Source organism: Methylocystis sp. IM3 (assembly GCF_038070105.1).
Lineage (GTDB): Bacteria > Pseudomonadota > Alphaproteobacteria > Rhizobiales > Beijerinckiaceae > Methylocystis.
Window position 1 is genome coordinate 753,343 of sequence record NZ_JBBPBZ010000002.1, and the last position, 26,378, is coordinate 779,720.

Genomic DNA, 26,378 nt, shown 5'->3' on the forward strand with positions numbered 1-26,378 from the left:
TGGCTCATTGAAGGCGGGAGATCGCGGTCTCCCCTTCATGCGACATGCCAATGCAACTGTAAGGCTAGGCATCCAACAGGGGTCGCCCAAGCATCGCGTCCAGCCTTGCCAGCCGGGGACGCCTTATGTCGCCTTTATCCATGCCCTCGATCGCCCGAGAAACGACGCGGATCACCCTCGCCGCCGCGACGAAAGTCTGGGCGCGAATCGCGCTTTTGAGCTTCGGCGGCCCCGCGGGCCAGATCGCGCTCATGCATCGCGTGCTGGTGGACGAGGAGAAATGGATCTCGGAGCGCCGATTCCTTCACGCGCTCAATTTCTGCATGCTGCTTCCCGGTCCCGAGGCGCAGCAGCTCGCGACCTATATCGGCTGGCTGATGCATGGCGTGCCCGGCGGGCTGATCGCGGGCGGCCTCTTTATTGTGCCGGGCGTCGCCGCCATCATGGCGCTGAGTCTGGTTTACGCCGCCTATGGCGCGACGCCGGCGCTCGACGGCGCCTTCTTTGGCCTCAAGGCCGCCGTTCTCGCGCTGGTCTTCGCGGCAATCCGGCGGCTGGGCGCCAGAGCCCTGCGGACATCCTCGCAGAAGGCCATCGCCGCAGCGGCCTTTCTTGCGCTCTTCCTTCTCGACGCGCCCTTCCCGCTCGTCGTCCTTGGCGCGGGACTCGTCGGCTTTTTCGGCGAGCGCCTCGGCCTGCCTCCCGTGACCCGTGCGGCGGCCGAGGGAAGCGACGAGGACGGGCTCACGGCGCCGGATCAACAGCCCGACCCGCGGCGCGCGCTTGCCGCCGCCGCCGTTCTCGGCGCGCTCTGGATCCTGCCTGTCGCGGCGCTGGTCCTCGCCTTCGGACCGCAGGACGTTTATGCGCGGATCGCCGTCTTCTTTTCCAAAATGGCCGTGGTCACTTTCGGCGGCGCCTATGCGGCGCTCTCCTATGTCGCCCAGCAGGCGGTCGAGCGCTTCCACTGGATGACGCCGCCGGAAATGCTCGACGGGCTCGGCATGGCGGAGACGACGCCGGGTCCACTCATCATGGTGCTGCAATTCGTGGGCTTCATGGCGGCCTTCCGCGCGCCTGGCGCGCTGTCGCCCCTGGCTGCGGGCGCGCTCGGCGGCCTGCTCGCGACCTATGTGACTTTCGTCCCCTGCTTCCTGTGGATTTTCGCCGGCGCGCCCTTCGTCGAGCGGCTGCGCGGGAACGCCGCCCTCGCCGGGGCGCTCTCGGCGATCGCCGCGGCGGTTGTCGGGGTCATCGCCAATCTGGCGCTCTGGTTCGCGACGCATTTCCTGTTTGGGGGCCATTGGCGGCTCGGCCTCCTGCCCGCGCAACTGCCGGACCCCGCCACGCTCGATCCGGCGGCGCTGGCGCTCTCGCTCGCCGCCGGCGCCCTGCTACGCTTCGGCCTCGCGCCCGCGCTCGCCCTGAGCGTCGGCGCGGGCCTGCTGCTGAAGCTGATCTGATCAGCCGCCGAGGACCGGCACGCCAAAGAGATAGGGGTGCAGGATGAGGATCAGCGCGTAGAGCGCCGTGCCGGCGCCGAGCGCGATGGCGTCGCCTTTCGTGAAAGCGTCGAGGCGCGGCGCGCCGAGATCGCCCCGCCGCTTGACGGCGATGCGGTCATAGACGCCAAAGCCCAGCAGCGAGCCGAAGAGCAGCATGCCGCCGAGATCGCCATTGACGAGGAGATGTCCCAAGGCCCAGCTCTTGAGCGCGACGAGCGTGGGATGACGCAGCCAGCCCCTGATCCGCGACGCCGGCGCCCGTCGGCTCGCCAGGGCGACGAAGGCGACCCATACGAGCGGCATGGCGACATGCCGCATCCAGTGCGGGGGATCCCACACGGGAATGAGGCCCTCGGCGCGATAGCGCGAGAAGCCCCAGACGATGAGCGCGAGGCCGAGTCCGGCGACCGCGGAATAGGCGGTCTTGTAGGCGCTGGCGCCATATTTTTCGACCAGCGCCGCGCGCGGGCCGCGCAGGGTCGAAAAGACATGAACGCCGACGAAAATCGCGATACCAAGAATGAGAATGAGCATGTCTGCCTCGCCGCCGATAGAATCGCCTCGCTCTTGAGCGTCCTCGCCCTATAGCACAGGCATGGCGTTGGCGACGTCGGAGAGCCTGCTAGAAGCAGCGCACCTGCGCCTCGGCCTGGGCGCGGCGGAGCGATTCGAGCAGGTCGCGCGCGGCGCCGGTGTTGCGCATGAGGGAGCCGATCTGTCCCGCCTGCTGGTTGACGCTCGCCACCGTTTCGGCCGAGACATAGCTGTCATAAGGCACGATGCTCGCGATGACGTCGATGGAGCAGGAGCATTGCTCGAGCGACAGCCGCGTGTCGCCATTGGCTTTCATGCAGCCGAAGACATAATCGGCGCGGGCGGAAGTGGGATAATCGTTGACGTCGGCCGCGGCTGCGGGCGCGGCGGCCAGCAGCAGGGCGGCGAGCAAGAGGCGCATGGCGCTTTCCTTTGGAACGGGCGTTCGCCCCAATTTACCGCGCCGAGGCGCGGGCGTGAACCGGCCCTGTCCGCCTCGCTTGATCTTTGACAAGAACGCCGCAGATTTTACGAAGACGCCGCCCGACGAGAGTCCGGCCCGCGCCGCATGTGCGAAAGATCCGATCGGAGTCGAGACATGCGCCCGTTCCTCCCCCTCCTGTCCGCGCTTGCCGTCCTCGTGTTCGCAGCCAGCGCGCCGTCGCCCGCCTTGGCTCATGGCGCCATGCGGCGGTTGCAAAGCGCCTGCGTTCTGAAAGTCGGTCCGGACTTCATGTATTTCTCGGGCTATCAGCCCGCCGCCTCTCATCGGAAGTTTTGTGAGGATATCCCCGAGACGGGCGACACCTTCTTCGTGCTCGACTACGCCCAGCCCGAAATGCGCGACATGTCGGCCGATTTTCGCATCGTCCGCGCGGGCGCAGAGGACGCGGATCCGGCGCAGCTCCCGGCGGCGACGGTCGCCTATCTGCCCCCGAAGGTCTATCCCCACGGCACGCTCAGTTTCGAACACCACTTCCATGAAGCCGGGAGTTTCGTCGGAATCGTCACGCTCGACGGCCCGCATGGCGAACGCTGGGTCTCGCACTTTCCCTTCTCCGTCGGGAGGCTCTATTCCGCGCGGGCGCCTTATTATCTCGTGGGCGTCGCCGTCGCGCTCGCGCTGCTCGTGCTTTTGTGGGGCAAGGAGGAGGCGAGAAAGTAGCCGGAAGCGTTGCGGCGTCACCGGCGCACAAGCTCAGGCTGCGAGATTCTCGCAACGAAACGAGCCCAAAAGATTTGCATTTCTAAGGGCTTGCGCCTCAGTATAGAAATCATCATTGTGCGCCCCCGGAGGCGAGAATGAATGGTTTGACCTGGCGCTTTGCGGGATTCGAATACAGCCTGCACGGGGGCTTGCGGCGCGAGGGCGCGCAAATTCCGATTGGTCCGCAGGCCCGGCAATTGCTGGAGTTGCTGCTCGAGGCCAAGGGAGGCGTCGTTCCCAAGGCCGAGATTGGCGCAAAGCTTTGGCCCGGTCGCCCGCCGTCGGACGATTCGATCGACCGCTGCGCCTATCTCCTGCGAAAACCGCTCAGGGAGGCTGGCTTCGGCGACCTCATCGCCACCGCTTACGGACGCGGCCTTTCCCTGCGCGCGAGAGTGCAGACGATTGATCCCGACGCTCAGCCCGACCGTCGCGCCGACCACCGCTTCGACGGCCGTACGCTGGATTTGTGGCAGACGGCCTATGAACTCGCGGCGACCCTCACCCGCGACGGCTTCGAGCGCGCGCAGGCGGCTGTCGCCGTCGCCGGGGAACGCGACGAGACCTCGCCGTCGATATGGTCGCTTTCCGCCATCATCGCAGCCAGCCGCGCCTCGGCCGGCTATCTCCGGCCCGCCGAGGCGGCGAGGATCATCGAGCGGGATGCGGGCCGGGCGCTCGCGCTCGCGCCAAGCTTCGCGGCGGCCCTGTCGGTCCTCGGGTGGGCGCGGGCCACCCTCCTTTCGCAACCTGACGACGGTCTTGCGATGCTGGACCAGGCGGTCGCGCGGGAACCCGACTACGGCCGGGCGCGCGCCTTTCGCAGTTGGGCGCTCGCGCGCCTCGGCCGACTGGACGAGGCGATCAGCGAGACGGAGGCCGGTCTCCGCGTGGTCCCACTTGATCGCACCCATCTCAACATGCGCGCCTGGCTCGAGCTCTGCGCCGGAAATCTCGACGGCAGCGCGGCGCTTGCGGACGAGGGGCTGCGTTTGCGGCCCGACGCCAACCATCTTCATAACGTCCTCGCCATCGTGGCGAGCCTCTCCGACCGCCACAAGGAGGCCGAGACGATCGCCCGCGACGCGCTCCGGCGGTTTCCCGGCCATCCCGTCCTTCTGGCCGTCCTGGCTTATGCCCTCGCGAGAGCGGGGCAGCAGAGTGCGGCGGAGGCGGCCCTCGCCGAGGCGCATGACGGCGACCAGGTCGCGCCCCCCCATCTTTTTACCGCCGCCGCGCAGCTGGCGCTCGGACATGCGGACAGAGCGGCTCAGACCCTTCGCCGCGGCCGGGACGACGGCTGCCCGTGGTTCGCCTTCGCGCCCTATGACCCACGCCTCGCCGCCCTGCAGGGCGACATCGGGCGGCTGAATGGCGAGGGGAGCGGCGTTGCCGGTTGAAATTGCCCCGTCATGGCCTTAATCCCCCAGTGAAGCGCGGGACACTCCGCTTTCAGCAGGGGAAGCCTTAATATGATCGGTCGTCTCAACCACGTGGCCATCGCCGTCGACAGCGTCGAAAAGGCGTCGCAGGTCTATCGCGGAGCCCTTGGCGCGAAAGTGTCTGCGCCCGAGACCGTCGCGGAGCATGGCGTCACGGTGGTCTTCGTCGAGCTGCCGAACACCAAGATCGAGCTTCTCGAGCCCTATGGCGAGAATTCCCCGATTGCCGCTTTCGTCGCCAAGAACCCTTCCGGCGGCATCCACCATGTCTGCTACGAGGTCGACGACATCATCGCGGCGCGCGACAAGCTGAAGGCTTCAGGCGCGCGCGTGCTCGGCGACGGCGAGCCCAGGATCGGCGCGCATGGCAAGCCGGTGCTCTTCCTGCATCCCAAGGACTTCTGCGGTACGCTTGTCGAACTCGAGCAGGCCTGAGACGATGCCCTTCCCGCTTCCCCTCGCGCTGGCGATCTATGTCACCATATGGTGGATCGTGCTGTTCGCCGTGCTGCCGCTCGGCGTTCGCTCGGCGGAGGAGGCGGGCGAGGAGCGGCCGGAAGGAACCGATCCCGGTGCGCCAATTGCGCCGCAGCTCGGCAGGAAAGCAGCCCTCACGACCGTCGTCGCGGCGATCCTCTTCGCCGTCGTCGCTGTGATCGCACATTACGCCACGCGTTAAAGGTGGTGGGAAAACGGCTCCCTGCGCCGGACCGGGGTTGACCGGCCGGGTCGGGGCCGGTAGTGGATCGGGAGCCGCGTGAGCGGCTCAAAGCGAGCGGACCGACCCGCCCGCTTCAGCGCCTCGATAAGAGGCGCGATCAGGATCGAGCGCGTAGCTCAGTCGGTAGAGCATCTGACTTTTAATCAGGGGGTCCTGGGTTCGAGTCCCAGCGCGCTCACCAACAAAATAAAGCCCCCACGACAGGCCGTCTCTCCGAAACCGCGGCATGCCTAGCGCTCGCCCAGCAATTGGAGCGTTTTCGGATCAGCTTCGCCGTTGAAAAAACGCGTGAGAGCTTGGCAGAAGAGCGTGTCCTGCGGCGCCGCGCGCCCGAAAAGCGTCATCGACGAGCGGAACTTCAGGGCGTCCGTCGGGCCGAGAACCGCCTCCGCGGCGTTCCCGACGCCCGCCAGCATGGCGCCGACACAGGCCCGCAGGCGTGGCCCAAGCGTCGCATGGGCGAGATAGGCTTGCGCTTCCTCTATGCCCGAAAGCCCGTAGAACTGGCTGGCCTCGCTGAAGCCGAGGCCCCGGAGTTGAGGAAAGACATACCAAATCCAGTGGCTCGTCTTGCGCCCGGCGCGGAGCTCTGCAAGGGCGCGGGGGTAGGCGCCGGCCTGCGCATCGACAAAGCGCTGGAGGTTGAAGGGGTCATCGAGCGCCATGGAAAGGGGCCGTCGCTGTGACGAAGCAATCAAGCGCCAATCTATGCCGCTTGATTGCTTGGCTGCGCTCACAATTGACGCGGCGCCGGTCACTCGGCCGCGTATTGCTCCGGCAGGCCGCGGGCGACGCGTTCCGCCTTGAGAAGCTCGGCGACGAGGAACGCCACTTCGATCGCCTGCTCGGCGTTGAGGCGCGGATCACAATAGGTGTGGTAGCGATCGCGCAGATTGTCCTCCGAAATGGCGCGGGCGCCGCCCGTGCATTCGGTGACATCCTTGCCGGTCATCTCGAGATGGATGCCGCCCGCATAGGAGCCTTCGGCCTGATGAACGCCGAAGAAGCTGCGAATTTCCGACATGATGCGGTCGAAAGGCCGCGTCTTGTAGCCGGCGGCGCTGATCGTGTTGCCATGCATCGGATCGCAGGACCAGACGACATTGCGACCCTCGCGCGCGACGGCGCGCACCAGCCCCGGCAGCGAGTCTCCGATCTTGTCGGCGCCAAAGCGGCAGATCAGGGTCAGACGGCCTGGCTCGTTTTCGGGATCGAGCGCCTCGAGGAGGCGCAAGAGACCATCGGGCGACAGGCTCGGACCGCATTTCAGGCCGATCGGATTCTTGATGCCGCGCATGAATTCGACATGCGCGCCGTTCTGCTGCCGCGTGCGATCGCCGATCCACAGCATATGGCCGGACGTCGCGTAATAATCGCCGGTCGTCGAGTCGACGCGGGTGAGCGCCTGCTCGTAGCATAGCAGCAGCGCCTCGTGCGACGTGTAGAAATCCGTCTGGCGCAACTCGGGATGATGCTCCGGGTCCAGTCCGATCGCGCGCATGAAGGAGAGCGTCTGCGTGATCTGGTCGGCGAGCTTCTGATAGCGTTCGGACTGCGGGCTGCTCTTGACGAAGCCGAGCATCCAGCGATGGGCGTTCTCGAGATTCGCGAAGCCGCCGGCGGCGAAGGCGCGGATCAGATTGAGCGTTGCGGCCGACTGGCGATAGGCGAGAAGCTGTCGCTGCGGGTCCGGCTCACGGGCCTTTTCGGTGAAGTCGATGTCGTTGATGATGTCGCCGCGATAGCTCGGCAGCTCCTGATCGCCCTTCTTCTCGACCGGCGCGGAGCGCGGCTTGGCGAACTGGCCGGCGATGCGGCCGACCTTCACGACGGGCGAGCCGGCCGCATAGGTCAGAACAACCGCCATTTGCAGGAAAACGCGGAAGAAATCCCGGATATTGTCGGCCGAATGTTCGTTGAAGCTCTCGGCGCAGTCGCCGCCCTGGAGCAGGAAAGCCTTGCCGGCCGCCACATCGGCGAGCTGACGCTTGAGATTGCGCGCCTCGCCGGCGAAAACGAGCGGCGGAAAGCCAGCGAGCTGGGCCTCCACATCGGCCAGCGCCTTCTGGTCCCGATAGACCGGCGTCTGCTCGATCGGCAAGGTTCTCCAACTGCCCGGCGTCCAGCGTTCCACGTGTCAAACTCCACGAAATCAAGCCCGGAAGGGCGGCCCCGACGCCGGCTTTGGCGCAAGAGCCGCTTATAGAGGAAAATTCGACCTGGCGCGACCCCTTCGGCTGGCCGCAAATGGTCTTCCTTGGCCGACCGGTCGAGGAGGTCGGCGGCAAGCGCGGGCGGGGCCGGGGGAGGGCGGCTTTTGCTACTGCCGTTCCTCGCGCCTGATCCTGCGCGTCGGCGTGCGCATCGTCACGAGCTCCTCGGCCGCTGTTGGATGTACCGCCATGGTGGCGTCGAAGTCGCGCTTGGTCGCGCCCATGCGCATCGGGATGGCGACGAGCTGCGCCATCTCCCCGGCCTCCGGCCCGAAGATATGCGCGCCCAGCACGCGCTGGCTGTCGCCGTCGACCACGAGCTTCATGAAGACTCGCTCGGCGCGGCCCGAGAGGGTCGCGCGCATCGGCCGGAAGGATGTTTCGTAAACGTCCACGGATGCGAACTTCAGTTGCGCCGCTTCCTCGGTCAGCCCGACCGTCCCGAGCTCCGGCGTGGTGAAGACGGCGCTCGCCACGCAATCATGATCGACCGTCGTGGGTTCTCCGCCGAAGACGCTGTCGGCGAAGGCGTGGCCTTCCCGGATCGCGACGGGGGTGAGATTGATCCGGTCGGTCACGTCGCCGACGGCATAGATCGACGGCACATTGGTGCGCGACTGTTCGTCGACGACGATCGCGCCATTCTCGCGCGTGACCACCCCGGCCCGCTCCAGTCCGAGATTCTGGGTCAGCGGCCGGCGTCCGGTCGCAACCAGCACAGCGTCGACCTCGCGCGTTTCGCCGTCGCTCATGGCGACCCTGTAGCCGCCGGCGCTCTTGTCGATGCGCGTGGGCAAGGCGCCCGCGTGGTGGACGACGCCGGCGGCGGTCAAGGCCTCGGCGACCCGTTTGCGAAGATCGGCGTCGAAGCCGCGCAACGGCATGTCGGCGCGGTAGGCGAGCGCGACCTCCGCCCCGAGGCGCGTGAAAATGCTCGCAAACTCCACCGCGATGTAGCCGGCGCCGACGATGAGGAGCCGCCGCGGGAACGTCGGCAGGTCGAAGATTTCATTGGACGACAGGCCCCATTCGAGGCCCGGAATATGGGGCGCGAGCACCGGCGCGCCGCCCGTGGCGACAAGGATGTAGCGCGCGCTTGCCGTCCGGCCGTCCGAGAAATGGACCTCATTGGGACCGGCGATGGTCGCGCGGGCGCGGAGGAGCTCGACATTCGCATTGCCGAGCGTCTGCTCATAGAGCCCCGAGAGGCGGGTGATTTCCTTCTCCTTGGCGGCGACAAGCGTGGGCCAGTCGAAGGCGGCCTCGCCGACCCGCCAGCCGAAGCCTTTCGCATCCTCGAATTCGTCCCGGAAGCGGCTCGCCAGGACATAGAGCTTCTTTGGCACGCAGCCGCGGATCACGCAGGTCCCGCCAACGCGATATTCCTCGGCGATGGCGACCCGAGCGCCATGGCTCGCCGCGATGCGGGCGGCCCGCACGCCGCCCGAGCCCGCGCCGATGACGACGAGATCGTAATCATGTCTGCTCATGCCGCGCCGCCCATGGGGTCGCCGACGATGCGAACGCCGGACGCGCCTGCGACGAAGATCGCCGTCGCGAGGCCGATAAAGAGACCGTGATCCACAACGCCCGGAACGGCCGAAAGCCGCTCGGCGAGCGTCTCCGGCGCGTCGATGGCTCCGAAAGCGCAGTCGAAAATATAGTGGCCGCCGTCGGTTACATAGGGCGCATCGGGCGCGCTCATCCTCTGCGTGATCGCGCCGATCAGGCCAAGGCCCCGCGCGACGCGTTCGATATGGAGCCGAGTCGAGCGCGCGCCGAAACGGTCGATCTCGACGGGTAAGGGAAAGGCGCCGAGCGTCCTGACTTCCTTGGTCGCGTCGGCGATCACGAACATGCGTTTCGATGCGGCCGCGACGATTTTTTCGCGCAGCAGCGCCCCGCCGCCGCCCTTTATGAGCCGGAGGGACGCATCGAATTCGTCGGCGCCGTCGATCGTGAGGTCGAGTTCCGGCGTTTCGTCGAGCGTCGAGAGACGAATGCCGAGACCTTCCGCCTGTATCCGCGTGCGTTCCGATGTCGGGACGCCGACGACCTCGATCCCGTCGCGCACCCGTTGGCCGAGAAGATCGACGAAATGCGCCGCGGTGGAGCCGGTGCCGAGCCCGAGCCGCATGCCGTGGGTAACGGATTCGAGCGCCGCCTGCGCAGCGGCGCGCTTCATCGCGTCGGCGGAAAGGGTTCTGGTCACGGCGTTCCTACTTGGCGGGTGGCGTGCAGACGACGGAGCTTTCGTTGAGCACGAAGCAGATGGACATCATGCCGGAGCGCAGATCGACCCGGAAGACGCCGCCCTCGCCCGTGTGTCGCGATGCGACGAGCGCATAATCGCTGAAGACGCCGGCCTTGGCCCCTTCGCCGGGAGGATAGCACAAAGTGACGCCAGTTTGTGTCCCTTCCTTCAGGCCATATTGGCAGGCGCCGACTTCGCCCGTCGCCTTGTCCAGACGAAAGACGCGGTTGAGATCGGTTTGCGGCGCGGCCAGAAATTCGTAATTCCCCGCCGCCCTGGCCGGGGCGGCCAAACCCGATGCCAGAAGGGGCGCCGCGAGAAGCGCAAGCCATCGTCGGCCAAGGTAAAACTGCGAAAGACGCATTCCGTCGCTCCTGCTTCGCGAATCGCTCCGCAGTTTATACGCGCCGCCCTGCCTCTCGCCTGAAAATTTGAGGCTCGCTTGATCTCTGCCGGAAGGGCCTTTAGGCCGTTCGGTCATGACCCAGCGCCCGCCCATCCTCGTTTTTGACCTCGACGGCACTCTGGCGGACACCGCCGGGGATCTGATCTCGACTCTCAATGTGCTGCTCGCCCGCGAAGGTCTGCCGGCCGTCGCGCGCTCCGAGGCCCGCAGCCTTGTGGGGGCGGGGGCCCGAGTCCTGATCGAACGCGGTTTCGCCTTGAACGGCGCGCCTTTGGCTCCCGAGCGGATCGACCCGCTGGTGGCCGATTTCCTGGAGCATTACGAGTCCCGCATCGCGGAGGAAAGCGCGCTTTTCCCCGGCGCGCGCGCGGCGCTCGAGCGCTTCTCCGGGGCGGGCTTCCGCCTCGCCGTCTGCACCAACAAGCCGGAGCGGCTTGCCCGTCTCCTGCTTGGGAAACTCGACGTCGCCGACCGTTTCGCGGCGATCTGCGGACGAGGAACCTTCCCCATGCACAAGCCCGACCCCCGCACGCTGGCGCTGACCATCGAGGCGGCGGCCGGCGACCCGCGCCGGGCGGTGATGGTGGGGGACTCCAAAACCGACATCGACACCGCCAGGGCGGCCGGCGCGCCGGTCGTCGCGGTCGATTTCGGCTATACGGATACGCCCGTGGCGGCGCTCGCCCCCGACCAAGTGATCTCGCACTTCGACGACCTCTGGGCGGCGACGAAGGCCATCCTGGGCTTATCCGCCTTCGAGCGCACTTGACGGGAGGGCCGCGCGTCTCTTACAGGGAAGCGGTCCGCGTCGAGACGCGACGGGCGGCTAGCTCAGCGGGAGAGCACTCCCTTCACACGGGAGGGGTCACAGGTTCAATCCCTGTGCCGCCCACCATTAAAATCAAAGACTTGCGTAGTGAAAGCCTAGCCATAGTAAGCGCGCTAGCTACCAAATATCTGCCAAACCAAAAAACGCCCCGCCAGTTTTTCTGTGGTCGGGGCGTCTGATGGTGCGCTCAAATCGCGACGATCTGAAAGACTGCGAAAATCAATAGCAGAAAGCCCTCCAGCGTTACGGCAAGAGCGATGGCTTGGTCAGACATGGTAAGCTCACAGGCAAGCGCGGCCTCCCATGGAAGGAAATGCGGGAAATGATTTTCAGTTCCCGATAGCTAATCAAACTCCAAAACAAAAACGCCCTGCCGGTCCATCCGCGGTCAGGGCGTCTCGCTGCGGCCAATCGTACTCGGCCCGTGGTAAGCTATCGGCGTGTGGCGTGATTTGAACGTGGGCGAGCCGTAGAGCCAATCCGGCCTGAGCGCGGGCTTGGTGCACTCAGGCCGTTTCGGCTGAAATAGAGGCGACCCTCATCAACTGCTCGATATCGCCGGCCTGCGGGGATGATGGCAAGCTCGACTGAACTGAGACAAATGGGCGCGCGCCCGGATCGTTGCTGAAATCGCGGCGCCCTCTCCGGCTTTCTGGATTAGCTCCGCCATCGCCGCTTCGACGCCCGCGAAGCCAGAGGGGCGCCGGGCTCGGGCCTGCGCCGCCGCAAAGTGGATGCATCTCGGCCATGTCCAAGGATCATCGTCGCCAATGTGCCAGCCCTTGGAGCGGGCATATCTCCAGTGACTCCAAGCCGCCCGCATGGTGGCCCCGCGGTCGTAGTCGGCCGTCATAGCCGTCCCCGATCGTAGGTTTGTTCCGCCCGGGGACCAGAAGCCACTCGGCGATCTGCATCAAGAGCTCCGTCGGGCGATCTGTCGCCATGGAGAGCGCGGCAAGCGCCCTCACAGCCTTGCACTGAAGAAGGATTCCGGCGCTCCATATCCGCCTCATGGGTCCGCCGATGCGATCTGTTGCTTCGTCCATCGTGAATTTCTCCGTTCTGTCTACTTAGTCGGAATCGGTGTATCCCGGCGGCCATCGGGTTGGGAAACGCCAGCCGCCGCGTTTATCTTGTGTCGGCGCCCGGCCCTTGCTCGATCGGTAGAAGCACTCCCACGCGAGCCACTCGCGAGAGCCGCTGGAGAGCCAAACGCTTTCATCCGTACGGGCGGCGACGGCGTGATCCGCGAAGGCCCGCGCCGCCGCCGCGATCTGGCGCGCCGAGCGTTTCTCGATGACCATGCGCTCAACCGTGGCGGCGAGTTCGGCAATCGAACCGGGCGCGCCCTCGCACGCGACGCGCACGCGTGTTTTTTTGGGACTTTGATTTGATGCAGGGGAAAACTGCATCGTGATTGCTCTTTGGTGAGGCTGGAGCGAGGGCATGGGACGCGCAGCCCCGGCGGTTGGCCGAGGTGCGTTCCAGCCCTTGCGATCTTGCTTGCTCAAGCCGGCCGTCGCATCAGGCCCGGCGGGAGCAAGCGGCGCCCCGTCGGTCGACGCTCTCTCATTGCGAGCGAAATCGGTCGACTGAGAACGTGTCGGACGGAGCTCTGTTGGAGCGCAGGGGAGCCATCCCCGCGAGCTGTTGGATCAGGACGACGCAGTTGCTGAGCGCGCTTCCAGAGGTGGCTTCCCCTTGGCGTCTCGATAAGCTCCGTAACGAAGATACCGGTTCGGGCATGCCAGGATCGCTTCGTTCGGATCGAGCTTGCTGAATTTTTCGAGGAGACGTACGCTTGCGCCGGGCAAAGAGCGGGGCATCGATATGTCTATTGAAGATCGCAACGTAGCTATTGCGGAAAACGCCTATCGCCTCTGGCGCGACAGCAAGGGCGGAAGCATCGATCATTGGCTGAGCATTATGGCGAGCGAACTCGAATTCCGCTCATTGGCGCAAGGTCAGCCAGACGCGTTGTCTTTCACCAGACCCTGTAGCGGGCTGGCGGAAGTCGAAAATTATCTGCGGGAACTCACATCGAACTGGGAGATGATCGACTACGTCGTTGATCATTATGTGGCGCAGGGCGATCGCGTTGTGGCGATCGGCCGAACGGCGTGGCGGAACAAATCGACGGGCAAGGCGGTGGATACCCCCAAGATCGATGTCTGGCGCTTCAACGCCGATGGCAAGGCCCTGGAGTTTTCCGAATATTATGACACGGCCATGGTGCTCGCGGCGGCCATCTGACCTCTGGTCGCCGTTGGAAAAGACTTTGGGCCTCCGAATGAATATCCGTCGCTCTTCTTGCGCGCCCTCGGACAGGTCGGCGCGCTTTTCATCGTCGCGCACGGCTGTACGACATTTCGTCTGAAGACATGCCGGGAACCCGTGCTCAAGTTCGAGCGTTAGCGAAGCAAGAGGCGCACGGAAAAAAGATTGAGTGACGCAGTGGCGCGGCGTAGCGCCGGAGACTGCCGTTGCGAATGAGGAGGTATAAATGCCGAGCAGGAAGAAAACAGCGTCCGCTCTTGTCTTTCTCTTAGTGGTCGTATCGGCGGCGACAGGTTTCGTTGGCGTGGCGCGCGCTGACGATCCGTCGCGCATGTCCTGTTACGAACTCTGGTATGCACGCAATGCGATTTACGCAAGAAACGGTTACTGTTTCAACACGGACAGGGCCAAATCCGTATTTGGAGACGGCTGCTTCCCGCCCTACGGCCGCGTGAGGGGGTGGGAAAAGAACTATGTGAATGAATTGCAGATGTGGGAACGGCGCAGAGGGTGCTGAGACCCGGTCGTCATGCGGGGGGCCGTAGCAGTTTCTTCCGCTTCTGGCTCGGGCGCGCTCGAGACAGGCGGCAATACGCCATTGCGAGCGATGAGACGCGAGAATCGGCGACGAGCAAGGACGGCCCCCTTGCCTCTCATGATGGGTTTGTTGGGCCCCATGGGTCGTTGGCCGCTTTTTTGATTCAGCTTGTCTTGAAATCCACGGTCAGTGAGGTGCCGCCGCTTCTTCCGACCTCTAGCGAGCCCCCGAGTTGGGTCGCGAAGGCTTCCATGATGCCCATCCCCAGTGAGCCCGCGTCCGTATCCGCGCCTTGAGCCGCCATGCCTGGCCCGTCGTCACTGATGCTCAGGTGCAGGCGACCATTCTCGTCTCTGGCGAGAGAAACCTCGAAGCGCGTGCCCAGCCCCCTGGAGAACACATGTTTCGCCGCATTGATCGCCGCCTCGTTCACGAGCAGCGTCATGGCGGTCATCTGGTCGATGGTCAGGTCCGAGGCCCCGCTGACATCGATACGGATCGCGACCGGCAAATCCCGCAAGGCGTTTCCGATCATTTCGCGAAGGAGCGGCTCGAGTCCCTTGTCATAAGCCGTGCCGTCGTTCAGCCTGCGATGCAGCTGCGCCATGGCCATGATCCGGTCCTCGGCGTCACTGAGCGTCTGCGCCGCGATGACGGGATTGCGTAAATTTCTCTGTGCGTTTCGCAACAAGGCCACAACCAGTTGCAGATTGTTCGCCACGCGATGCTGAAGCTCGGAGAACAATGTCTCCTGAACAGCTTTCGCCAGCTCCACGCGCCGGATCGTTTCACGGAGAGCGGCGACCAGAAGGATAATGAAGCCGCCAACGAGCAGGAAGCCGCCGAGCGACCCGAGGGTGGTCTGGTCCTTGATGGCGAAAGAGTGAAGCGGCTCCATGAAAAAGTACCAGCCGGTGAGGGCGGACAAAATCAGCACGAATACGCCTTGCCGCCAGCCGCATATGAGCGTTGCGATCGCGATCGCCGGCCAGAAGGTCAGAAATTTCATTCCCGCGAGAATGGGGTTGAACAGCACCCTGACTGCAACGCTCGCGGTGAATATGGCCAGTGCGACAGTCCAGGACATAAGCCCCTGGCGCTTTATCGATACAGTGTGGATCTTGTGCACCCAGGGCATAAGGGGCCTTCATGGCTGAGCCGTGCAAAGACGCATGCCTTTAAACTGAGCCGGGCGCCGCTTGTTCCCGCCGGGGCTTGCGACCCAAGAAACGGCAAGACCGAGAAATATTCAGCACTCGTTAACCATTGTACTCGACCTTTTGCCGCACTCATCCAAGTCGCTTAGGCATGATGAAGGGCGCGGAACATGAGCGAGCGAAAAAGAAAGCTATTCGACTTACTGGTCATATGCGTCCTGCGGTACGGGCAGACGCAGGACAACCGCTTCGCTCTCGCTTCATTGGTAACTTGCCAGGCCTTGCAGGGCGTCCCAAGAGGGCAGGTCGTCGGCTACGTCGAAGGCAAGTTGACGGAGCTTCAGGAGCGGGTCATCGCGCTGATGGCGCCGCACAGCAAGGCGGACGAGAGCTATGCGGTGCTCGCGGCCTTCGTGCGATCGATGGGGCTGGCAAAGGCGCTCGGCGGCGAGAAAGCGCGGCTCTTCGACAGTGATCGCGCCAGAACTGGTTTGCGTCGTCTCGCTCCGGAGCTAGCGGACGCCATCGACGCCGGCGACGTTCGACTAGCTTACAACTTCCTGAAGTTGCAGCATACTTTGAGGGCGGCTTAATCACTTATCCGGCGACGGCGCGGGACTGCGGCCGGTTCTCCAGAAAAGCCGCGCCCGCGTCTGTGTCGAAGCGGGGTGCGCAGGAGGTCTTGACGAACGGGCGGGGCTTAACATGTGAGGTGGTTGGCCCGGTCTTTCACGAGTACCCATCATGCCTGGCGTTGTCTTGGGCAATCGGCTCGCTCTGCTGACCTCTTTTGGAGGCGCATTGTTGGGAGCCGTAGTACTCTCGGCGGATTGCAGGGCCAGTTTCTTCGACGAGCTGTTCGGAGTCGAGGATTATGTCCGCTCCCCTGCCATCCCCCGCGTCGCGTCAACGAAAATTGGCGTTCGCAGGCCAATAGGTCATTCAAGACCGCATATAGCCTATTTTCCGCGCCATCGGCGCGAAAGGCCAATTGCATTTCTTCTCCCTGAACCGGACAGCCGCAGTGAGGCGCCCGACAACCGCGCCGCAACGGGAAGCCGGCCGATCAAGCCGGCCTTTTGCGCACGCAGCGGCGCCGCTATCAAGGATGCGTCGAAATTCCGTCAGTTGTTGCAGGACAAGACGCTCCGCTTCGGAGACATTGTCGTGACGGAAACGGGCATCCGGGTCTTCGAGGGCCATGCAACCTGCCCCCACGCGCCAAGAGATTTCGTCACGCTCGCCGACGCAGACCTTTCCAGAAGAAAGCTCGGCGCTCTTTCGAAACTGGATGACGCCATAAAAGCCGTTCACGTGCGTTATGCGCATCGCTAGCCATCGTTCCCGGTTTCCCGGGTGCGGGGCGTTGCGTTCTGCCTGCGAGGGAAATCGTACGGTGCAGCGCGACCGGAGGACAGACCAAGGCGCAGACGAGCTCGCCGACCGCGTCCGCGGTTGCGAAATCGCCGATCCAGATGATAACGACCCCTTTGCTTATTTCGCACAGCGCGAACAAACCATGGACAGACGCCCTGGCGCGTAAATCACGCAGAAGTCCGGGCCCTGGATCAAGCCGACGCGTCGCGGTCGCCGCTCGTCGATCATGCAGTCTGAGAGGGGCCTGGCTAAGATGCACTCCAAGTCTCCCTCATCTGACGCATGAACCATCACGAACGCGAGGATCGACCCGCAATCGGGCGCTTGCATGGCGGAGGAGGGCCGTCACGAAAGTGCGACAGGTCTCTTCATTCTCCCGGTCGTGAACAGGCAGCCTTGAGCGCGCCCGTCTTCAGGAGTATGGATTGTCCGCTCTGGCGGAAATCGACATGACCAGCATCGCCGTCATCAACGCCGGCTCCTCGAGCATCAAATTTGCGATCTTTTCCGCCCTGTCGAAGCCCGAGCTGAGGCTCAGGGGGATCGTCGAGGGGATTGGCGCGGCGCCGCGTGCGAGGCTCTCGGACGCTCGGGGCGCGACGCTGTTGAAAGAAAATTTCCCGCCCGCCGGCTTCGATCACGCGGCGGCGACGCGGACGATGATGCGCCTGGCCGCGCCCTGGCTGGAGGGACATGACATCGCCGTCGTCGGTCATCGCGTGGTTCATGGCGGAGCGGAATTCTCGAGGCCGTTGCGTCTGAACGCGGAAATCGTGGACCGCCTGGCCGCTTTCATCCCGCTGGCGCCGCTTCATCAACCGCACAATCTCGCCGTGATCCGGGCCATGTTCTCGGCACATCCCGAACTGCCGCAGATCGCTTGTTTCGATACGGCGTTCCATCGCAGTCAGCCGCCCATCGCGCAGGCCTTCGCCATACCGCGCGAATATGCCGAGGCCGGCGTGAGACGCTACGGGTTTCACGGAATCTCCTACCAATATGTGAGCGGGCGGCTGACGGAGATCGCCCCCGAAATAGCAATGGGTCGGGTCATTGTGGCCCATCTCGGCAATGGGGCGAGCCTCTGCGCGATGAGCGGGGGCTGCAGCGTTGCAAGCACGATGGGTTTCACCGCCGTGGACGGGCTGATGATGGGCACTCGCTGCGGCGCGCTCGATCCCGGCGTGCTCATCCACATGATGGATAATTACGGCATGGGCGCCCGCGAGCTCGAGGATTTGATCTATCGCAGATCCGGGCTTCTGGGCGTCTCTGGCGTCTCCTCCGACATGCGGACCTTGCGAGCCTCCAGTGCGCCGGAAGCCAGGGAGGCGATCGCTCTTTTTGTCTACCGCATCCTGCGCGAGGCCGGTTCGCTGGCCGCGGCGCTCGGGGGGCTCGACGCTCTGGTCTTCACCGGCGGGATCGGAGAAAACGATCACGAGACCCGTGCGGAGGTCGCCGCCGGCTGCGCATACCTCGGCCTCGTTTTGGACGACGAGGCCAACCGGCGGGACATGCTGAGAATTTCAGCGAAGAATTCGACGATCGCCGCCTTCGTTGTCCCGACCAATGAGGAACTCGAAATCGCGCGCAGCGCAATGGCGCTGCGCGGCGGGTGATGAGTCTCCTGCTATTCATGTAAACTCGAGCCCGAGCTTTTTGGCTGCTGATTCGGGACGCCTCGGTCGGCCGGGCCAAGGACAGGAAACCGGCTGATGTCTAGAAAAACCCTGCTGATTCTGCTTGCGGCCGTCGCCGTCGTCGGGTCGTTCTTCGGTTATCAGTACTGGCTCGACGTCCAATCGCGGCTGCCACCCGGAATCGTTTCGGGCAATGGCCGGCTCGAGGGCAAGCTCGTCGACATCGCCGCCAAGGAGCCGCTGCGAGTCAAGCAGATCTTCTTCGACGAGGGCGACCTCGTGAAGCCCGGCGACGTCGTGGCGCAGATGGACACCAACACGCTCGAAGCCCAACTCGCCGAAGCAAAAATGAATGTGGTCGCGACCCAGGAAAAGGAGGCGGTCGCCCAGGCGACGATCCAGCGGACCAAGGCGCAGATCGATCTTGCGAAAATTGAGGTCAAACGCAGCCAGGCGCTCGTCGCCCAGCGCGCCGGCTCGCAGCGGGAGCTCGATGTGCGGATGACCTCTCTGAAAACGACCTCCGCCGCCTTGCAGGAGGAAGAGGCGAAGGTGCGCACCATCCAGCAGCAGGTCGAAGTGGCCAAGGCGCAGGTTGCGACTATTCAGACGCGCATCGACGACGCCACGTTGCGCTCGCCGGTGCTGGGGCGCGTCCTCTACAAGCTGGCGGAGGTCGGCGAGGTCCTCGCCGCCGGCGGCAAGGCGATGACGCTCGTCAATCTCGAAGACGTTTATATGGAAATCTATCTTCCGGCCGCGGATGCGGCGCGGGTGAAGATCGGGGCCGAGGCCCGCATCGCTTTCGATCAGACTGCGGGCCGATCGATCGCGGGCTATGTCAGCTTCGTTTCTCCGGAGGCGCAATTTACGCCAAAGCAGGTGGAGACCCGCAGCGAGCGTGAGAAGCTCATGTTCCGCGTGAAGATCAAGGTGCCGGAAAAGACGGTCAGCGGCTTCATCGAATCGATCAAGACGGGCGTGCGCGGCGTGGGTTACGTGAAGCTCGACGAGTCCGCCGAGTGGCCGGCATGGCTGCAAAACCCGATCACGCCGCCGGAGACGAACGGCAAGTCCGCCGACAAAGGCTGACGAAGCGCAACCCCATAGTTGATCACGCCTGCAAGAGTCCGGGACGATGAGCACAGAGTCTCTCGACGTCGCAAAGCCGGGAACAGCCCACGCGCCTCCGGTTGTTTCCATAAAGGGCGTGATCCATCGCTATGGAGATACGCTGGCGATCGACGATTTTTCGCTCGACATTCCGAGCGGCCGCATGGTCGGGATCATCGGCCCCGACGGAGTCGGCAAATCCACTTTGATGGCGCTCATCGCCGGCTCGAAGACCATTCAGCAGGGGCAGGTGATCGCGCTCGGCGGCGATATGGCCGACGCGCGCCATCGGCGCGGCGCCTGTCTGCGCATCGCCTATATGCCCCAGGGTCTCGGCAAGAACCTCTATTTCGAGCTGAGCGTGCGCGAGAATGTCGACTTCATGGCTCGGCTCTTCGGACTGTCGGGGACCGCGCGCCCGGTGAAAGTGAAGGAGTTGCTCGACGCCACGGGCCTCGGCCCCTTTCCGGACCGCCCGGCCGGCAAGCTTTCGGGCGGCATGAAACAGAAGGTGGGCCTGTGCGGCGCGCTCGTGCACGAGCCCGACCTTCTCATTCTGGACGAGCCGACGACCGGCGTCGACCCTCTGTCGCGCCGTCAGTTCTGGGCGCTCATCGACGACATTCGCGCCAGCCGGCCGAGCATGAGCGTGCTCATCTCGACCGCCTATATGGACGAAGCCCAGAGGTGGGACTGGATCGTGGCCATGGACGCCGGCAAGGTGCTGGCGACCGGCGCGCCTGCCGAACTGATGGCGAAGACGGGCGCCAGCGATCTGGAAGAATGTTTCGTCCGGCTTCTCCCCGAGGAGAAGCGCACCGGCCATGTGGCGCTCACGATCCCGCCCCGTCCGGAAGGCGTGAAGGAGATCGCCATCGACGCGAGGGGGCTGACCCGCCGTTTCGGCGATTTCGTCGCAGTCGATCATGTGACGCTATCGATCGAACGCGGCGAGATATTCGGTTTTCTCGGCTCGAACGGCTGCGGCAAGTCCACAACGATGAAAATGCTGACCGGACTGCTGCCGCCGACCGAAGGCGCGGCGACGCTTTTCGGCCAGGCCGTCGACGCCGGCAGCATCGAGGTGCGCAAGAACATCGGCTATATGACCCAGGCCTTCTCGCTCTATGGCGAGCTCACCGTGCGCCAGAATCTGGTTCTCGATGCACGGCTTTATCATATACCGGCCGAGAAGGCCCAAGAGCGCATCGCCAGCCTCGTCGAGAAATTCGGACTCGGCCCCTATATGGACGCGCTCGCCGGCGATCTGCCCATGGGCCTCCGTCAACGCCTGTCGCTCGCCGTCGCCGTTCTGCACGACCCGCCGCTCCTCATCCTCGACGAGCCGACATCGGGCGTGGATCCGGTCGCGCGCGACAGTTTCTGGGAGCTTTTGATCGACCTGTCACGCAATCAGGGCGTGACCATCTTCGTCACCACCCATTTCATGAACGAGGCGATGCGCTGCGACCGCATCTCGCTCATGCATGCGGGGAAGGTGCTCGCCTGCGACGCGCCACAAAAGCTCATCGACGCGCGCGGCGCCGAAAATCTGGAGGAAGCCTTCATCGGCTATATGGAAGAGGCGATCGGCGCCTCCGCCGAGGAAAAGCGACAGGAGGCCGAGGCGGCGACGGCCGCGAAGGCGCTCGAGACGCCCGAGACCGCGCATCTTGCGGGGATGGCTTTGCGGCTTGCGCGCATGTTCGCCTACAGCGTCAACGAGACGATGCAGATCCTGCGTGATCCGGTCCGACTGGCCTTCGCGTTCATCGGCTCGGCGTTGCTCATGCTGGTGTTCGGATTTGGCATCACCACCGATGTCGAGCATATCCGCTACGCCGCCCTTGATATGGACCATTCTCCCGAGAGCCGGGCCTATCTCCAGCAATTTTCGGGAACGCCGCGCTATTTCCTCGAGACGCTCCCTGTCGCGTCCTCTGAGGATGCGCTCGAGCGGCTGCGTTCCGACGATATTTCGCTCGTCATCGAAATCCCGCCGGGGTTCGGCCGCGATTTGCGCAAGGGATCGAGGGCCGAGATTCTCGCGCAGGTCGATGGCGCCAACACGTTTCGCGGCGAAACTGTTTCGCAATATGTCCAGGGCGTTCAGGACAAAGCGCTTCGAGACCCCGCCAATGGCCTGAACGTCACGCCGCCCAAATATACGGCGCGGTTCCAGGAACGCTACATGTACAATCCGACGTTCGAGAGCGTGTACGCCATGGTCCCGAGCGTTCCGCCGATTCTTCTCATTCTCATTCCCGCCATTCTGATGGCGATCAGCGTCGTGCGCGAGAAGGAGCTCGGCTCCATCATCAATTTCTATGTGACGCCAACCGGACGCTTCGAATATCTGCTCGGAAAGCAGCTTCCCTATATCGCCATCGGCATGCTCAATTATTTCATTTTGGCGGCCATGGCGGTCTGGGTTTTCGGCATTCCAGTCAAGGGCAGTTTTCTCATGCTGACCCTCTGCACCCTTCTTTATGTGACGACCACGACGGGCCTGGGTCTCGTCATCTCGACCTTTGTGAGCAGCCAGGTGGCGGCTGTTTTCATCACGGCAATCGTCACGCTCGTGCCGACGATCCAGTTTTCCGGCCTGATGCAGCCCGTTTCGACTCTCGCTGGCCGCGCGAAGCTCGTGGGCACGATCTGGCCGACGACCTATTACATGCACGCGAGCAAGGGCGTCTTCACCAAGGGCCTCAGCGCCGATCTGCTCATGCAGGACATTATCTTCCTTGCCTGCTGCATTCCGGTCCTCTGGGCTGTGAGCGCGCTCGCGCTGAGGAAGCAGGAGAAGTAGCCGACCATGAAGATGCTGCTCAACATCCTGTGGCTGGGGATCAAGGAGCTGCGCAGCCTGGGCAGCGATCTCGTTATGATGATCTTCGTCGCCTACGCCTTTACGGGGGCGATTTACATACAGGCGACCGGCACGTCGAGTGAGGTGAACAATGCCTCGATCGCTTTTGTTGACGAGGACCATTCCGCCCTCTCGAAGGAGCTGATGAACGCTTTCTATCCACCGCGCTTTCAGGAGCCCGAGATCATCGGAGTCAATGAGGTCGAAACCGCGATGGACGAAGGCCGCTTCATGTTCGTGGTGACCATTCCTCCCCGCTTCGAGTCGAATCTGAGGGCAGGGCGTCACCCCGACATCCAGCTCAGCATCGACGCCACCGCCATGCAGCAGGCGTCGATCGGGGCCGGCTATATCAGGAACATCGTCAACGACCGCATCACCTCCTTCTTCACGCGCGGGAGCGGGGTCAAGCCGCAGCCGATCGATCTCGTCATCCGCCGGATGTTCAATCCCAATGGCGTCACCGCCTGGTTCACGAGCGTCGTCGGCATCATCAATCAGATCTCGATGCTCACCATCATCCTGACGGGCGCCGCCGTCATCCGCGAGCGCGAACATGGGACGCTGGAGCATCTTCTCGTCATGCCGCTGACCGCCTTTGAGATCGCCATGGCCAAGGTCTGGGCGAACAGTCTCGTGATCCTGTTGGCGACGTCGGCTTCGCTCTATCTCGTCGTGATGAAAACGCTCGACGTGCCCTTCGCGGGCTCTGTCGCACTGTGGTTTTCAGGCGTCGTTCTCTATCTATTTTTCGCGACCGCGCTTGGCATATTTCTCGGCACTGTTTCGCAATCCATGGCGCAGTTCGCGCTTTTGATTATTCTCGTCGTTGTCGTCCTGCAGCTTTTGTCCGGCGGGAGCACGCCCGTGGAGAGCCAGCCGCAGTGGCTTCAATATCTGACCTTCTTCCTTCCCTCGCGCCACTTCGTGAGTTTCTCGCAGAAGATCATCTATCGCGGTGGGGGCCTTGCGGCCGTCTGGCCGCAATTCGCCATGGTCGGCGCGGTCGGCCTCGCCTTTTTCGTCTACAGCCTTTCGCTGTTCCGGAAATCGATCGCGGTCACGAAGTAAGGACACTTTTCGCTCAAGGGGTCCGGTCGGTCGTCGACTGCGCCCGAGGTCTCGCTTTAACGAAAAATCAACTTTAAGAATTAGGGCGACTCTTTCGTGATTCGCTTGAAGCAAGCGCGCCCGGAAGGATGTTGGGGAGCCCTCATGCGCAGTTGTCAGGCCAAGCGCCGTTCCAGCGCTTTTCCTTTGCCCCTGCTGGGCCTCGCTCTTGTTGTCGGCGGCTGCGCGGTCGGGCCCGATTTTCTGCCGCCCGAAGCCCCGGTCCAGGAGAACTGGATCGAGAAAAGCGACCGGCGCGTTTCCAACAAGGAGGCGAAGGCCGACTGGTGGCGCGTTTTCCACGATCCGACGCTCGATCGGCTCGTTCGCGCCGGCGCCGGCCAGAATCTTCCCGTGCAGATCGCGGGACTGCGTATTCTCGAAGCGCGCGCGCAGCTCGGCATTGCCATTGGCGAGTTGTTTCCCCAGCAGCAGGAGGCGGCGGGCGCGGGGACGTGGAACAAGTTGAGCGAGCGGGTCGCAAACCGGGCCAATCTGCCCAAACATGCCTTCGCCGACTACTCGCTCGGCTTCAATGCGAGCTGGGAGCTCGATTTCTGGGGCCGGTTCCGCCGCAATATCGAGGCCGCGGATGCGGCGATGACTGCGACGATGGCGGATTACGACAACGCGCTCGTCTCGCTCACGGGCGATATTGCGCGCGTCTACACTGAGCTGCGCACCTACGAGACTCTGCTCGAAATCGCGCGGGAAAATGTGCGTCTTCAGAGGGACGGGCTGCAGATCGCGGAGGCGCGTTTCCGCGCCGGCGCGACCTCGGAGCTCGACGTCGTCCAGCAACGCGCCCTGCTCGAGAATACGATCGCCTCCATTCCGGAGCTCGAGACCGGCGCGCAACGCGCGAAAAATGCGCTGAGCGTGCTGCTCGGCGAACCGCCTGGGGGCGTCGAGCCGCTGCTCGGCGGACCGAAAAAGATCCCCGCCGCATCGTCGCGCGTGGCCGTCGGCCTGCCCGCCGAACTGTTGCGCCGCCGGCCGGATGTTCGAGCTGCCGAAATGCGGGCTGCGGCCGAGAGCGCGCGCATCGGCGTCGCGGAGGCGGAGCTTTATCCGCATTTCTATCTCTTCGGCGAAATCGGCGTACAGGCGTCGGATGTCGCCAAGCTCTTCGCGCCGGGGAGCGTGTTCCTGACCGCCGGGCCGAGCTTCCGATGGTCGATTCTCAATTACGGGCGCATCGCGGATGCAGTGCGCGCGCAGGACGCGCGTTTCCAGGCGTCGCTCGTCGCTTACGAGGACACAGTGCTCAAGGCGGCGCGCGAAGTCGAGGACGCGCTCATTGGCTTCCTGAAAGCGCAGCAACGCGCCGGCGCGCTCGAGCGCTCCGTTGCGGCGGCGCAGCGGGCGGTGGAATTGTCGTTCATCCAGTACAAGGAAGGGGCAGAGAACTTTCAGCGCGTTCTCGATGCGCAGACCCGGCTCCTCGAGGAGCGCAACAGGCTGGCGGATACACGCGGATCAATCGCCGCCAATCTTATCGCCCTTTACCGGGCGCTGGGCGGCGGGTGGGAAATCCGCAGCGGCAAGCCGATCGTACCGGACGCGATGCAAGCGCAGATGGCCGCGCGCACCGATTGGGGGAGGCTTCTGCCGGCGCCGCCCGCGCCCGCGGTTGATCAGCTGCGGGCGCCGCCGGCGGCCGGCGAGACCGTGCCGCTCATGCGGCCGGATGACGAGCCCGCCATCCCGGCAGGCTTCCCGCTCCAGCCGGGCAGGCCCGCGAATCCATAATTTGCCCGGCAGGACGCCCCACACACAGAAATGCGTGGGGCGTTTTCCCGAGTTTGACGGCGCTTGCGACTAGAACGGGCCAAGCCCCAATCCGAACATGCCGCCGCCGACGCCGAGACCGAACAGGCCGCCATCCCCGGCATAACCATATGCGCCATAAGGCGACGCCGCGTATGTCGCGCCGGCATAACCATAGGTTCCGCATCCGCCGCAGCACGATCCGCCATAGCCGTAAGCCGCCGGAGCCCCGTAACCATAGGCGACAGGAGCGGCGTAACCATAGACGGCCCGCCTCATATAGCCCCAATGGTGGTGATGATGGCGGTGCCAGCCCTTGCTCCAACCATAGTGCGAGCCACAGCGCCGATAGACATGCGCATCGGCGGCGGTGGTGAAAACGAGCCCCGCGCTTGCGGCGATGGCCGTCGCCAGGGCGATCGTCTTGACGCATTTGAGACTCATAATGCCCTCCTGCTTGCAAAGACCGCGCCCAGCGCCCCAATCGGCCTGCCTTTTGGTTGGCGCCGCGACTGACAGGCGGTCGATATCGCCGGCAAGTTGGGCTCGCTGGCGCCTTGTCAAGCGGGGCGGCGGAAAAGGGCGCAGCAGAAAGCGCGTGGCGCCGTGAGCAGGGCCGGCAGGCCAAAAAGCCCGCGATCGCCGCAATCAAACCCCTCGAATGCGTCGCTCTTTCGCTATAGCCTCGCGCCGCCCGCGCCGGGCAAGCAGGAGTTCATGATATGCCGAAGCCTTTTGATGTTTTTGTCTACGAAGCGCCGGACGCGCTCGCCGTGCATTGGGGGTGGGCGCTCGCCCTGGGCGTCGTCATTGGCGTCCTCGGCGTTCTCGCCATCCTTCGGGCCACGACCGCCACCAAGATCGCCGTCGGCTTTCTCGGTATCTTGCTCATCGTCTCCGCCGCCTCGATTCTGCTGTTCAGTCTTTCCGTCGCCGGCCTGTGGACCGAGTTCTTCGTTCAGGTCCTGTGGGGCGTCCTGGTGGGCGTCGTCGGCGTCATCCTGCTGACGCGGCCCATGCTCAGCGCCGAGGCGATCACGCTGGTGATCTGCTTCTATTTCCTCATCAGCGGGCTCTCGACGATCGGCTTCGCCTTCACCTCTCATCTCGAGGGCATGTGGGTCTATCTTCTGCAGGGCGGCGTCAGCCTGTTCCTCGGCGTGCTCCTGCTGGTGGGATGGCCTTTCACGGGCGACTGGGCGATCGGGACGTTCATCGGCATCGATCTGCTGTTCAAGAGCGGATCGATCATCGCCCTCGCCCTCGGCCTGCGCGCGATCTCCGAAGGGCCTCTGTTTTAGCGCGCTTTCCGCCGAAGCGGGAACCGGTTCGGCGGTAGAAGCACGAACAAACAAGAAGCTGGAGCTTCGATCCGAGTCCAACGGATCGGACTCCAGGCCCCTTGTCCGA

General features: G+C 64.2%; 26 protein-coding genes and 2 tRNA genes. 18 read left to right on the forward strand and 10 right to left on the reverse strand.

Features of this window, described 5'->3' with window-relative positions; translation table 11 throughout:
* Nucleotides 1–125 precede the first annotated feature (125 nt).
* Nucleotides 126–1,463, forward strand: coding sequence for a chromate efflux transporter (gene chrA, locus WOC76_RS05445; protein WP_445928462.1), 1,338 nt, complete (start codon nt 126–128; stop codon nt 1,461–1,463).
* Here the strand turns inward: chrA and WOC76_RS05450 are convergent, their stop codons facing one another.
* The gene (locus WOC76_RS05450) at nt 1,464–2,039 is read right to left on the reverse strand and encodes an NnrU family protein (protein WP_341108413.1); all 576 of its coding nucleotides are present in this window, start codon (nt 2,037–2,039) and stop codon (nt 1,464–1,466) included. It lies immediately after the preceding gene.
* Nucleotides 2,040–2,127: 88 nt separating this feature from the next.
* On the reverse strand, nt 2,128–2,460 hold the full coding sequence (locus tag WOC76_RS05455; protein WP_341108411.1) for a hypothetical protein: 333 nt from the start codon (nt 2,458–2,460) through the stop codon (nt 2,128–2,130).
* 177 nt (nt 2,461–2,637) lie between these two features.
* Between WOC76_RS05455 and WOC76_RS05460 the strand changes: the two genes are divergently transcribed.
* From WOC76_RS05460 to WOC76_RS05480, 5 genes are all read left to right on the forward strand, one after another.
* Nucleotides 2,638–3,204 (forward strand): hypothetical protein, encoded by a 567-nt coding sequence (locus WOC76_RS05460; protein ID WP_341108409.1) that lies wholly within the window; start codon nt 2,638–2,640, stop codon nt 3,202–3,204.
* 137 nt (nt 3,205–3,341) lie between these two features.
* Nucleotides 3,342–4,646, forward strand: coding sequence for a tetratricopeptide repeat protein (locus tag WOC76_RS05465; RefSeq protein ID WP_341431316.1), 1,305 nt, complete (start codon nt 3,342–3,344; stop codon nt 4,644–4,646).
* Nucleotides 4,647–4,718: 72 nt separating this feature from the next.
* Nucleotides 4,719–5,123, forward strand: coding sequence for a methylmalonyl-CoA epimerase (gene mce / locus WOC76_RS05470; protein ID WP_341108405.1), 405 nt, complete (start codon nt 4,719–4,721; stop codon nt 5,121–5,123).
* A 4-nt stretch (nt 5,124–5,127) separates the two neighbouring features.
* A complete protein-coding gene (locus tag WOC76_RS05475; RefSeq protein WP_341108404.1) occupies nt 5,128–5,367 on the forward strand; it encodes a DUF1467 family protein in 240 nt (79 codons plus the stop codon).
* Between the two features lie 147 nt (nt 5,368–5,514).
* Nucleotides 5,515–5,590: transfer RNA gene (locus tag WOC76_RS05480), tRNA-Lys, on the forward strand.
* Between the two features lie 49 nt (nt 5,591–5,639).
* Here WOC76_RS05480 and WOC76_RS05485 read toward each other — a convergent pair.
* The 5 genes from WOC76_RS05485 to WOC76_RS05505 all read right to left on the reverse strand — a co-directional run bounded on the left by WOC76_RS05485 (nt 5,640) and on the right by WOC76_RS05505 (nt 10,240).
* Nucleotides 5,640–6,074 (reverse strand): DUF1810 domain-containing protein, encoded by a 435-nt coding sequence (locus WOC76_RS05485; protein WP_341108403.1) that lies wholly within the window; start codon nt 6,072–6,074, stop codon nt 5,640–5,642.
* Nucleotides 6,075–6,163: 89 nt separating this feature from the next.
* On the reverse strand, nt 6,164–7,543 hold the full coding sequence (locus WOC76_RS05490; RefSeq protein WP_341108402.1) for a class II 3-deoxy-7-phosphoheptulonate synthase: 1,380 nt from the start codon (nt 7,541–7,543) through the stop codon (nt 6,164–6,166).
* 186 nt (nt 7,544–7,729) lie between these two features.
* The gene (gor, locus tag WOC76_RS05495; RefSeq protein ID WP_341108401.1) at nt 7,730–9,112 is read right to left on the reverse strand and encodes a glutathione-disulfide reductase; all 1,383 of its coding nucleotides are present in this window, start codon (nt 9,110–9,112) and stop codon (nt 7,730–7,732) included.
* Nucleotides 9,109–9,807: a ribose-5-phosphate isomerase RpiA gene (rpiA, locus tag WOC76_RS05500; RefSeq protein ID WP_341108845.1), complete on the reverse strand. Its 699-nt coding sequence runs from the start codon at nt 9,805–9,807 to the stop codon at nt 9,109–9,111. Before rpiA ends, gor begins: the two co-directional genes overlap by 4 nt.
* A 34-nt stretch (nt 9,808–9,841) precedes the next feature.
* Nucleotides 9,842–10,240, reverse strand: a complete 399-nt coding sequence (locus WOC76_RS05505) for a hypothetical protein (RefSeq protein ID WP_341108400.1) — start codon at nt 10,238–10,240, stop codon at nt 9,842–9,844.
* 115 nt (nt 10,241–10,355) lie between these two features.
* Here WOC76_RS05505 and WOC76_RS05510 point away from each other — a divergent pair, with 115 nt between their 5' ends.
* Nucleotides 10,356–11,051 carry an HAD family hydrolase gene (locus tag WOC76_RS05510; protein ID WP_341108399.1) on the forward strand — a complete coding sequence of 232 codons (696 nt, stop codon included), beginning with the start codon at nt 10,356–10,358 and terminating at the stop codon, nt 11,049–11,051.
* Nucleotides 11,052–11,102: 51 nt separating this feature from the next.
* Nucleotides 11,103–11,177: transfer RNA gene (locus WOC76_RS05515), tRNA-Val, on the forward strand.
* Between the two features lie 1,004 nt (nt 11,178–12,181).
* Here WOC76_RS05515 and WOC76_RS05520 read toward each other — a convergent pair.
* Nucleotides 12,182–12,478 carry a hypothetical protein gene (locus tag WOC76_RS05520; RefSeq protein WP_341108398.1) on the reverse strand — a complete coding sequence of 99 codons (297 nt, stop codon included), beginning with the start codon at nt 12,476–12,478 and terminating at the stop codon, nt 12,182–12,184.
* A 463-nt stretch (nt 12,479–12,941) separates the two neighbouring features.
* Between WOC76_RS05520 and WOC76_RS05525 the strand changes: the two genes are divergently transcribed.
* Nucleotides 12,942–13,364 carry a nuclear transport factor 2 family protein gene (locus tag WOC76_RS05525; protein ID WP_341108397.1) on the forward strand — a complete coding sequence of 141 codons (423 nt, stop codon included), beginning with the start codon at nt 12,942–12,944 and terminating at the stop codon, nt 13,362–13,364.
* A 250-nt stretch (nt 13,365–13,614) separates the two neighbouring features.
* On the forward strand, nt 13,615–13,905 hold the full coding sequence (locus tag WOC76_RS05530) for a YARHG domain-containing protein (protein ID WP_341108396.1): 291 nt from the start codon (nt 13,615–13,617) through the stop codon (nt 13,903–13,905).
* 184 nt (nt 13,906–14,089) lie between these two features.
* Here WOC76_RS05530 and WOC76_RS05535 read toward each other — a convergent pair whose 3' ends face one another.
* Complete coding sequence (locus WOC76_RS05535; RefSeq protein ID WP_341108395.1) at nt 14,090–15,013, reverse strand: DUF4118 domain-containing protein; 924 nt, start codon at nt 15,011–15,013, stop codon at nt 14,090–14,092.
* A gap of 240 nt (nt 15,014–15,253) precedes the next feature.
* Between WOC76_RS05535 and WOC76_RS05540 the strand changes: the two genes are divergently transcribed.
* From WOC76_RS05540 to WOC76_RS05570, 7 genes are all read left to right on the forward strand, one after another.
* On the forward strand, nt 15,254–15,676 hold the full coding sequence (locus WOC76_RS05540) for a hypothetical protein (protein ID WP_341108394.1): 423 nt from the start codon (nt 15,254–15,256) through the stop codon (nt 15,674–15,676).
* A 574-nt stretch (nt 15,677–16,250) separates the two neighbouring features.
* The gene (locus WOC76_RS05545) at nt 16,251–16,418 is read left to right on the forward strand and encodes a hypothetical protein (protein WP_341108393.1); all 168 of its coding nucleotides are present in this window, start codon (nt 16,251–16,253) and stop codon (nt 16,416–16,418) included.
* Nucleotides 16,419–16,909: 491 nt separating this feature from the next.
* Nucleotides 16,910–18,082: an acetate/propionate family kinase gene (locus WOC76_RS05550; RefSeq protein WP_341108844.1), complete on the forward strand. Its 1,173-nt coding sequence runs from the start codon at nt 16,910–16,912 to the stop codon at nt 18,080–18,082.
* Between the two features lie 96 nt (nt 18,083–18,178).
* Nucleotides 18,179–19,195 (forward strand): HlyD family secretion protein, encoded by a 1,017-nt coding sequence (locus tag WOC76_RS05555; RefSeq protein WP_341108392.1) that lies wholly within the window; start codon nt 18,179–18,181, stop codon nt 19,193–19,195.
* A gap of 46 nt (nt 19,196–19,241) precedes the next feature.
* On the forward strand, nt 19,242–22,028 hold the full coding sequence (rbbA, locus tag WOC76_RS05560) for a ribosome-associated ATPase/putative transporter RbbA (RefSeq protein ID WP_341108391.1): 2,787 nt from the start codon (nt 19,242–19,244) through the stop codon (nt 22,026–22,028).
* 6 nt (nt 22,029–22,034) lie between these two features.
* Nucleotides 22,035–23,159, forward strand: coding sequence for an ABC transporter permease (locus WOC76_RS05565; RefSeq protein ID WP_341108390.1), 1,125 nt, complete (start codon nt 22,035–22,037; stop codon nt 23,157–23,159).
* Nucleotides 23,160–23,303: 144 nt separating this feature from the next.
* Complete coding sequence (locus tag WOC76_RS05570; RefSeq protein ID WP_341431317.1) at nt 23,304–24,950, forward strand: efflux transporter outer membrane subunit; 1,647 nt, start codon at nt 23,304–23,306, stop codon at nt 24,948–24,950.
* 69 nt (nt 24,951–25,019) lie between these two features.
* On the opposite strand, the gene WOC76_RS05575 is transcribed toward WOC76_RS05570, so the two are convergent.
* Nucleotides 25,020–25,412 carry a hypothetical protein gene (locus WOC76_RS05575; protein ID WP_341108388.1) on the reverse strand — a complete coding sequence of 131 codons (393 nt, stop codon included), beginning with the start codon at nt 25,410–25,412 and terminating at the stop codon, nt 25,020–25,022.
* Nucleotides 25,413–25,690: 278 nt separating this feature from the next.
* On the opposite strand from WOC76_RS05575, the gene WOC76_RS05580 reads away from it, so the two are divergent.
* Nucleotides 25,691–26,269, forward strand: coding sequence for an HdeD family acid-resistance protein (locus WOC76_RS05580; protein WP_341108387.1), 579 nt, complete (start codon nt 25,691–25,693; stop codon nt 26,267–26,269).
* Nucleotides 26,270–26,378 lie beyond the last annotated feature (109 nt).

What these genes read in the sequence shown, in the direction of transcription:
- WOC76_RS05455 (WP_341108411.1), bottom strand. Translation starts at nt 2,460, where the DNA reads ATGCGCCTCTTGCTCGCCGCCCTGCTGCTGGCCGCCGCGCCCGCAGCC.
- chrA (WP_445928462.1), top strand. Translation starts at nt 126, where the DNA reads ATGTCGCCTTTATCCATGCCCTCGATCGCCCGAGAAACGACGCGGATC.
- rpiA (WP_341108845.1), bottom strand. Translation starts at nt 9,807, where the DNA reads ATGAAGCGCGCCGCTGCGCAGGCGGCGCTCGAATCCGTTACCCACGGC.
- WOC76_RS05540 (WP_341108394.1), top strand. Translation starts at nt 15,254, where the DNA reads ATGAGCGAGCGAAAAAGAAAGCTATTCGACTTACTGGTCATATGCGTC.
- WOC76_RS05475 (WP_341108404.1), top strand. Translation starts at nt 5,128, where the DNA reads ATGCCCTTCCCGCTTCCCCTCGCGCTGGCGATCTATGTCACCATATGG.
- gor (WP_341108401.1), bottom strand. Translation starts at nt 9,112, where the DNA reads ATGAGCAGACATGATTACGATCTCGTCGTCATCGGCGCGGGCTCGGGC.
- mce (WP_341108405.1), top strand. Translation starts at nt 4,719, where the DNA reads ATGATCGGTCGTCTCAACCACGTGGCCATCGCCGTCGACAGCGTCGAA.
- WOC76_RS05485 (WP_341108403.1), bottom strand. Translation starts at nt 6,074, where the DNA reads ATGGCGCTCGATGACCCCTTCAACCTCCAGCGCTTTGTCGATGCGCAG.
- WOC76_RS05460 (WP_341108409.1), top strand. Translation starts at nt 2,638, where the DNA reads ATGCGCCCGTTCCTCCCCCTCCTGTCCGCGCTTGCCGTCCTCGTGTTC.
- WOC76_RS05550 (WP_341108844.1), top strand. Translation starts at nt 16,910, where the DNA reads ATGACCAGCATCGCCGTCATCAACGCCGGCTCCTCGAGCATCAAATTT.
- WOC76_RS05570 (WP_341431317.1), top strand. Translation starts at nt 23,304, where the DNA reads ATGCGCAGTTGTCAGGCCAAGCGCCGTTCCAGCGCTTTTCCTTTGCCC.
- WOC76_RS05510 (WP_341108399.1), top strand. Translation starts at nt 10,356, where the DNA reads ATGACCCAGCGCCCGCCCATCCTCGTTTTTGACCTCGACGGCACTCTG.
- WOC76_RS05555 (WP_341108392.1), top strand. Translation starts at nt 18,179, where the DNA reads ATGTCTAGAAAAACCCTGCTGATTCTGCTTGCGGCCGTCGCCGTCGTC.
- WOC76_RS05525 (WP_341108397.1), top strand. Translation starts at nt 12,942, where the DNA reads ATGTCTATTGAAGATCGCAACGTAGCTATTGCGGAAAACGCCTATCGC.
- WOC76_RS05465 (WP_341431316.1), top strand. Translation starts at nt 3,342, where the DNA reads ATGAATGGTTTGACCTGGCGCTTTGCGGGATTCGAATACAGCCTGCAC.
- WOC76_RS05580 (WP_341108387.1), top strand. Translation starts at nt 25,691, where the DNA reads ATGCCGAAGCCTTTTGATGTTTTTGTCTACGAAGCGCCGGACGCGCTC.
- WOC76_RS05530 (WP_341108396.1), top strand. Translation starts at nt 13,615, where the DNA reads ATGCCGAGCAGGAAGAAAACAGCGTCCGCTCTTGTCTTTCTCTTAGTG.
- rbbA (WP_341108391.1), top strand. Translation starts at nt 19,242, where the DNA reads ATGAGCACAGAGTCTCTCGACGTCGCAAAGCCGGGAACAGCCCACGCG.
- WOC76_RS05450 (WP_341108413.1), bottom strand. Translation starts at nt 2,039, where the DNA reads ATGCTCATTCTCATTCTTGGTATCGCGATTTTCGTCGGCGTTCATGTC.
- WOC76_RS05535 (WP_341108395.1), bottom strand. Translation starts at nt 15,013, where the DNA reads ATGTCCTGGACTGTCGCACTGGCCATATTCACCGCGAGCGTTGCAGTC.
- WOC76_RS05565 (WP_341108390.1), top strand. Translation starts at nt 22,035, where the DNA reads ATGAAGATGCTGCTCAACATCCTGTGGCTGGGGATCAAGGAGCTGCGC.
- WOC76_RS05575 (WP_341108388.1), bottom strand. Translation starts at nt 25,412, where the DNA reads ATGAGTCTCAAATGCGTCAAGACGATCGCCCTGGCGACGGCCATCGCC.
- WOC76_RS05505 (WP_341108400.1), bottom strand. Translation starts at nt 10,240, where the DNA reads ATGCGTCTTTCGCAGTTTTACCTTGGCCGACGATGGCTTGCGCTTCTC.